Source organism: Nostoc sp. CmiVER01, from assembly GCF_034531135.2.
GTDB lineage: Bacteria > Cyanobacteriota > Cyanobacteriia > Cyanobacteriales > Nostocaceae > Nostoc.
The window spans coordinates 52062-58886 of sequence record NZ_JAVRBU020000034.1 but is presented as its reverse complement, the minus strand read 5'-3'; the positions used below and the strand labels follow the sequence as shown (position 1 = coordinate 58886).

Sequence of the window (6825 nt, the reverse complement as noted above, 5' to 3'; positions counted from 1 at the left end):
TGTCTGTGTCAAACCGAAATGCTTTTTCTCCTCTAGCCTCAATTTCTTTGATGACTAGAGGAATACTTTCGTTGTCTATCGCCTACGGCGGGTGCTCTGCGCCATCGCGTTTGTATGAGTATTTTTCAGTTATTTGATAACTGCTACTCTGTTAAATGTATGATGGTGGATCCAATTACAAGATATTTTCCCGATTAGAAAAATACTTTCAGATGTATAAGACTAAGTTATTTATCTTCTAAATCTGAAGGAAACTTGTAAGTCCAAGGAACATCTGTTCCTTCACCTTCAGTAGCTTGCTCTGACAAGAAACGCGCAAAAAATGGTAACGCTCCAACATCCACTGTTTTGACTGTGTTCTTATGCATAAGAGTTTTCCTTAAAGGAAATTATTTTTCCAACTACAGATATATCAGTAATTAAATATATTTTCAAGATTAGTTAAGACAGTTAAGAAGTAATCATTCTAAGAATTTAGGAAAGTTAAGAAATTTAGGTAAGTTAAGCAAATATATAAGATAAGTTTATTAATTCTTTATCAAGATTAAGTAATCAATATCAAAATGTCGCAATTTTATTTGATTAAATTATCCTGTTAGTTCCTATATTTTCCAGTCTTTTCAACTTGCCCCGTTGGCACATGATACGATCATCGCCATTGTTGAGTCGGCTGGTGAATTAGCTGGTTTGCCTTACCCTATTAATGCTCAGATGCTGCGGCATGGAACAGATTATCCGAAGGCGAATCAAGGCGATGAAGTTTGTAGATGCTGAGTTATTATTGTCTACTCTTAGAGCTGATTCGTAAACAAAAGCTTAAGATACCATTCGCTTGACCATCAAACGAATCAATGAGCCATAAATCATTGCTTCACTTAACTATTCAAATATTTACACTTGGGAATGCTCTCAGAAATCCGGAATAAATCGCTACCAGAGATAGCGAAAATATCAGGATTAAAAGACGGTCAATCACTACATCATTTTTACCAGAGATGCACTGTGGGATGTCAAAAAGTTAAAATAAATCAGGCTGTGGCTAACAAAAATATTGATTGGAGAAAGAGAAATAATTTTATGTATTGACGAAACAGGAGACAAGAAAAAGGGAAAAACAACAGATTATGTAACTCGTCAATATATTGGAAATTTAGGCAAGACAGAGAATGGAATAGTATCAGTAAATGCTTATGGGATAGCAAACATCCTTACTGGGAATCTGGCACTACATGGAAGAGTGCCTTAAATAACCTAAGATTGATTATTCAACCATATATTTTTTACTGTTTGATTCAACCTTGGCTCACAGTCTTTAACATTCCTGGCATGAAACGTTGCTTTTTGAAATTAATTGGTTTCATGAATGAATTTCGTGCTTCTCCAATCAGTTTCCCCATCGCCACCTGAATTTATGACTATTTTTTCTCTCCCTGAAGTAACAAAAGAGGGATTAACCTCTCACTGATGTTGGTTCTCTGTAGGTACTAATTGCCAAGCAAGGTGATGTTTCCAGTGCGATGTGAAATTAAGTTTAACTGCTTGCTTAAAGTCCTCTAAAGCTACTGAAAAAGCTTTCTCTTTTAGCTCTACTTGGTTGTTCAACTGTTTAGGGCATTGTGGATTCCATACATATTTTTGACAAGTTTGGTGGGCAATTTCTATATCAATGCCATTTTCAGGATTTTGAAAGACGGGATGATAATGTAACCTGTTGCAACAAACTTGCAACCATTCTTGCCATCTACACTGCCACAAGCGAACTGTTCCATCAAGACTAGCGCTGGCAATCAGTTTACCATCAGTGCTAAAAGCTGCAGAATTTACCCAATACTCATGCCCCCGCCAAGGTTTACCAATGGGGTTGCCGTTGCTATCCCACAAGCGGATTGTAGAATCATTGCTGGCACTGACAATCCACTTACCATCAGGGCTAAAGGCGACAGAATTAACTTCTTTTTCATGTCCGCGCCAAGGTTGATCAATGGGGTTGCCGTTGCTATCCCACAAGCGGATTGTAGAATCATTGCTGGCACTGACGACCCATTTACCATCAGGGCTAAAGGCAACAGAATTAACTTCTTTTTCATGTCCGCGCCAAGGTTGACCAATGGGGTTGCCGTTGTTATCCCACAAGCGGATTGTAAAATCATTGCTGGCACTGACAACCCACTTACCATCAAGGCTAAAGGCAACAGAATTAACTTCTTTTTCATGTCCGCGCCAAGGTTGACCAGTGGGATTGCCGTTGTTATCCCACAAGCGGATTGTAGAATCATTACTGGCACTGACAATCCACTTACCATCAGAGCTAAAGGCAACAGAATTAACTTCTTTTTCATGTCCGCGCCAAGGTTGACCAATAGGGTTGCCGTTGCTATCCCACAAGCGGATTGTAGAATCATTGCTGGCACTGACAACCCACTTACCATCAGGGCTAAAGGCAACAGAATTGACCCAATTTTCATATTTGCGCTGCGATCGCCCGATGACCCGATCTTGTAGTATTTGATGTAGCTCCCACAAACGCACAGTTTTATCGCCACCACTAATAATAAACTTGCTATCGGGGCTAAAGGCTAGGGAATTAACCTGTCCCTCATGTCCCCGCCAAGGTTGAGTGATGGGGTTGCCATTGATATTCCACAAGCGTATTGTCCGATCGCAGCTACCACTAATAATAAACTTACCATCAGGGCTAAACGCTACAGAATTTACATGTCCTTCATGCCCGTGCCAAGGTTGACCGATGGGATTACCTTGGATGTCCCACAACCGCACTGTAGAATCACTGCTACCACTGACAATAAACTTGCGATCGGGGCTAAAGGCGGCACAAATAATTTTTGCCTCATTTTTGTGCCAGGGTTGAGTGATGGTGTTACCTTGTAAATCCCACAAACACACCGTTCCGTCAAAACCAACAATGATAATAGAATCGTCTTTTGGGCTAAAAGCGACGGAAATAACTCCTTCCTTGTGTCCGCGCCAAGGTTGAGCGATGGTGTTACCTTGTAAATCCCACGAACATACCGTTCCGTCAAAACCAACACTGACAATAGAATCGCTATTTGGGCTAAAAGCGACGGAAATAACTCCTTCCTCATGTCCCAGCCACGGTTGAGTAATGAGATTACCTTGTAGATCCCATAAACACAAAATTCCGTCAATACTGCCACTAACAATAAACTTGCCATCAGGGTTAAAAGCTATACAATTAACCTCTTGCTCGTGTCCACACAAAAATTGAGCAGTAGGATTGCCAATGATATTCCACAAGCATACGGTAGAATCGCTACTGCCACTGGCAATAAACTTGCCATCAGGACTAAAGGCTACACAATTAACCTCTTGCTCGTGTCCGCGCAAGCTATTCGTCTCTGTGGGTGTGTTCATTGCTTCCTTTAAGCTTCCCAAAACAGAAGCTAGAAGATGGTTTGGGTATTTCTCTAGATTCTCACCCATTGTTTGAATTGCCAGCACCAAACCCTCTAGCGGTTGGACAGGAAGTAAATTCAAGACCCTGGCAGATTGCTCGCGCAGTTTTAATTCAGTCAGTGCAAGGTTTAACTTTTGAATCTCTTGTTCCTTTTCTCTCAAATGGCAATCGTGCCATCCAACACTAGCATTAATAAATCGATTAGCTTGTTCGCTTAAAGAACCAAAAGTTTGCTCTTTTAGTTCTTTATAAGTGTTTGTCTTCAGAACCCTGTTTGCAATATTTTCTCTTTTCCACAGCATATCTAAGGTGTATGCCAGAAGTGGTAAATAATCATTTTGTTGGTGAAAATCATGAATAATTTGCTCAACTAATCCTTGTTCAAAGATAACGCCATGTCTAGCAGCAGGTTCAGCGATCGCTAACTTTAATTCTGCATCGCTCATTCTAGTGAGTATACGACTATAGCGATCATGGATATTTGCAAGTTGGGGATACTCACTAAATTTATCCAAAAAATCAGACCGCATTGTTAAAATAATTTTGACAGAGTTATCTTTCTGCTGGAACAGTTGAAAGAGACTAGCAACAAATTTATCGCGTTCTGGTTTTTGAGCTTTTGTAAACAGTTCTTCGAATTGGTCAATAAAAATCAGAACGCACTGATAATCTTGTTTTAATAAAGTAACAATTTTAATTAAGGTATTTTCTCTTATTTCTCGAGCAATATTTGTTATTGATGATTTTTTCCCATAAGTAGCAGCAAGACATTGATAAAGAGATTTAAAAGGATTTTCATCTGGGTGAAAACTTATATTAATTAACGAATTTTTATGAGATCCTAAATAAGGAATTAAACCTGCTCGAGTTAATGATGATTTGCCACTGTGTGATGCTCCTAAAAGTAGCAGAACATTATCTTTTTTTAAGCGATCGCCCAGATTAGCAATCCACTTATCCCGACCAAAAAATTTGTCTTTATCTTGAATTTCAAAAGTTTTTAATCCTAAGTAGGGAGAGTCTGTTTTGAGTGGACGGCAATGAATGTCCTCAAAATTACTATCAGAAAAAAAGTCGTATTCAGAAATACATTGGACATTACACCCAATATTTATATCGCATTCAGAACTGTTAACCATCTTATCTCCTTACCTTTGGACATCTCTGGCTAAATCTTTACTCAGTTATAGTTCCTTGGCTAATCTTTGTAAGTAACTCAACAAAATTCATTACCGAAAAAAGGCAGTGGTTCGACTTCTCTGCGAGACGCTACGCGTAGCTTGCTTCCTCGTAGGGGTACGCTCACCAACCAGGCAGGAGGCAGGAGGAAGAAAATACAATTCTTGCTCTCTGCCAAAAGGGTCTAAAGTCCCTAAATTCGGTTTTAAATAGGTTTATTCAGCAAAATTACTTAAGTAATTTTTACAAATATGTAGTAACTTTATCCTAAAACGCCGGATAATGACAAACGGGATGGAACTTTTTGATAACCTACACCTTGCTATGTTTAGCGGCAAAGGTGGAGTCGGAAAAACGACAATCTCCTGCACCTTTGCATGTCGTTGGGCGCAGAAATTTGCCAATGAGCAAATTCTTTTAATCTCAACCGATCCAGCTCACTCTCTTGGAGATGTCTTACAAGTTAGCGTTGATGATATTCCTCGTCCCATAGCAGAACTACCCAATCTACTAGTAAGGGCGTTGGATGCAAAGCGTCTGCTACAAGAGTTTAAAGAACGTTATGGTCAGGTGTTAGAACTGTTAGTGGAGCGGGGTAGTTTTGTTGAAGGAGAAGATTTGCTTCCAGTTTGGGATTTAAATTGGCCTGGACTGGACGAGTTGATGGGCTTGTTAGAAATCCAACGCCTTTTTCAGGAGCAGCAGGTAAATCGAGTAGTAGTAGATATGGCTCCTAGCGGTCATACTCTCAACTTGTTTGGATTGATGGACTTTTTAGACACTTTTCTCCACTCTCTGGAACTGTTTCAAGAAAAGCATCGGTATATTAGCAAGACCTTTGCTGGAAGTTACACACCCGATCGCGCTGACGATTTTTTGCATACCCTGAAAGCTGAACTGTCGCAAGGTCGTCGTCTGCTTCAAGATCCTAAGCATACAGCTTGTTTGTTAATTGCGATCGCCGAACCAATGAGTTGGTTGGAGTCAAAACGATTCCTAGAAGCCTTACAAACCATGCAGGTTCCTTGGGGAGGATTGTTTGTCAACCAAGTCCTTGCCAGTGCAACTGACCCAGATCGTTACCAAGAACAACAACCACTGATCGGTCAGTATACGGATCTTGCTAACGGAAAGCCGATTTTTATCGTGCCACAGCAAGATAAGGAGCCTTTAGGAATTCTAGCTCTCAGCCATCTTATCGACCAAATCCATGTTCCTCAGCTTGAACCGCTATTTCCTATCGATCTACTCCCAGTTCAATGGCCGGAAACAATTCCTCCTAGCTTTGGAGATTTTCTCACCCAAGGTCGTCGCCTGTTACTAATTGGCGGTAAAGGTGGAGTAGGCAAGACCACAGTAGCAGCTGCCATTGGTTGGGCTATGGCTCAACAACATCCCGATCGCAAAATTCGCATGGTTTCAATCGATCCAGCCCACTCCTTGGGTGATGCCTTTGGTCTGAGTTTAGGACACGAACCATATCAAATAACTGCTAATCTTCGAGGTCAGGAAGTAGATAGCGATCGCATTGTCGATCAATTCAGAGCCGATTACCTGTGGGAACTGGCCGAAATGATGAGTGGCGAAACCCAAACAAGCGAAACTATTGAAATGGCTTATGCTCCTGTTGCTTGGCGCAAAATAGTCGGTCAAGCTTTACCAGGGATTGATGAAATGCTTTCCCTGTTAACGGTAATGGAATTGCTAGAGCAACAAGAAGAAGACTTGATTATTTTAGATACTGCCCCTACAGGTCATCTTCTGCGTTTTCTAGAAATGCCAACTGCACTAGCAGACTGGCTAGCTTGGATTTTCAAACTCTGGATTAAGTATCAGAATGTCCTTGGTCGTACAGAGTTTATGGGGCGTTTACGAACTTTGCGACAGCGCGTAGTTAAAGCCCAAAAAGTGCTAAAAGACCCACAACAAACAGAGTTCATTGGGGTTACGCTTAACCAAGCTAGTGTACTTGCCGAACAACAACGCTTGTTCAAATCTCTGCAAGAAATAGGTGTGAGCCAGAATTACCTTGTTCTCAACCGCTTTACTTCTACAGCAACCATTAATTGCAATTTTCCAGGTTTGACAATGGTTCGCTTACCAATGCTTCCTCGCTCAGTTCAGCCTTCAGAACGCATCCAAGCAGCAGCCGGCTGTTTATTTTAACGGCTAATTAGACTAAATACTTTCATACCCAAAGATAAATTTAT

General features: G+C 40.7%; 5 protein-coding genes and 1 pseudogene. 3 read left to right on the top strand and 3 right to left on the bottom strand.

Translation table 11 applies throughout. The annotated features are described in order from the left end of the window. Positions 1–79: MvdC/MvdD family ATP grasp protein (locus RMZ43_RS34795; RefSeq protein ID WP_428850967.1), on the bottom strand; the 79-nt coding region annotated here is incomplete at its 3' end. Between the two features lie 148 nt (positions 80–227). Then, positions 228–368 (bottom strand): microviridin/marinostatin family tricyclic proteinase inhibitor, encoded by a 141-nt coding sequence (locus RMZ43_RS34790; RefSeq protein ID WP_322651320.1) that lies wholly within the window; start codon positions 366–368, stop codon positions 228–230. A 265-nt stretch (positions 369–633) separates the two neighbouring features. Here RMZ43_RS34790 and RMZ43_RS34785 point away from each other — a divergent pair, with 265 nt between their 5' ends. Together RMZ43_RS34785 and RMZ43_RS34780 are read left to right on the top strand one after the other, a co-directional pair. Next, a complete protein-coding gene (locus RMZ43_RS34785; protein ID WP_322652208.1) occupies positions 634–774 on the top strand; it encodes a hypothetical protein in 141 nt (46 codons plus the stop codon). Between the two features lie 108 nt (positions 775–882). Then, a pseudogene (locus RMZ43_RS34780) lies at positions 883–1198 on the top strand (transposase); the annotation flags it as partial. Between the two features lie 260 nt (positions 1199–1458). Here RMZ43_RS34780 and RMZ43_RS34775 read toward each other — a convergent pair. Further along, positions 1459–4575 (bottom strand): WD40 repeat domain-containing protein, encoded by a 3117-nt coding sequence (locus RMZ43_RS34775; RefSeq protein ID WP_322652207.1) that lies wholly within the window; start codon positions 4573–4575, stop codon positions 1459–1461. A 334-nt stretch (positions 4576–4909) separates the two neighbouring features. Here RMZ43_RS34775 and RMZ43_RS34770 point away from each other — a divergent pair, with 334 nt between their 5' ends. After that, entirely contained in the window at positions 4910–6781 is a 1872-nt protein-coding gene (locus tag RMZ43_RS34770; RefSeq protein ID WP_322652206.1) for an ArsA family ATPase, read from the top strand. The last annotated feature ends 44 nt before the right edge of the window (positions 6782–6825 follow it).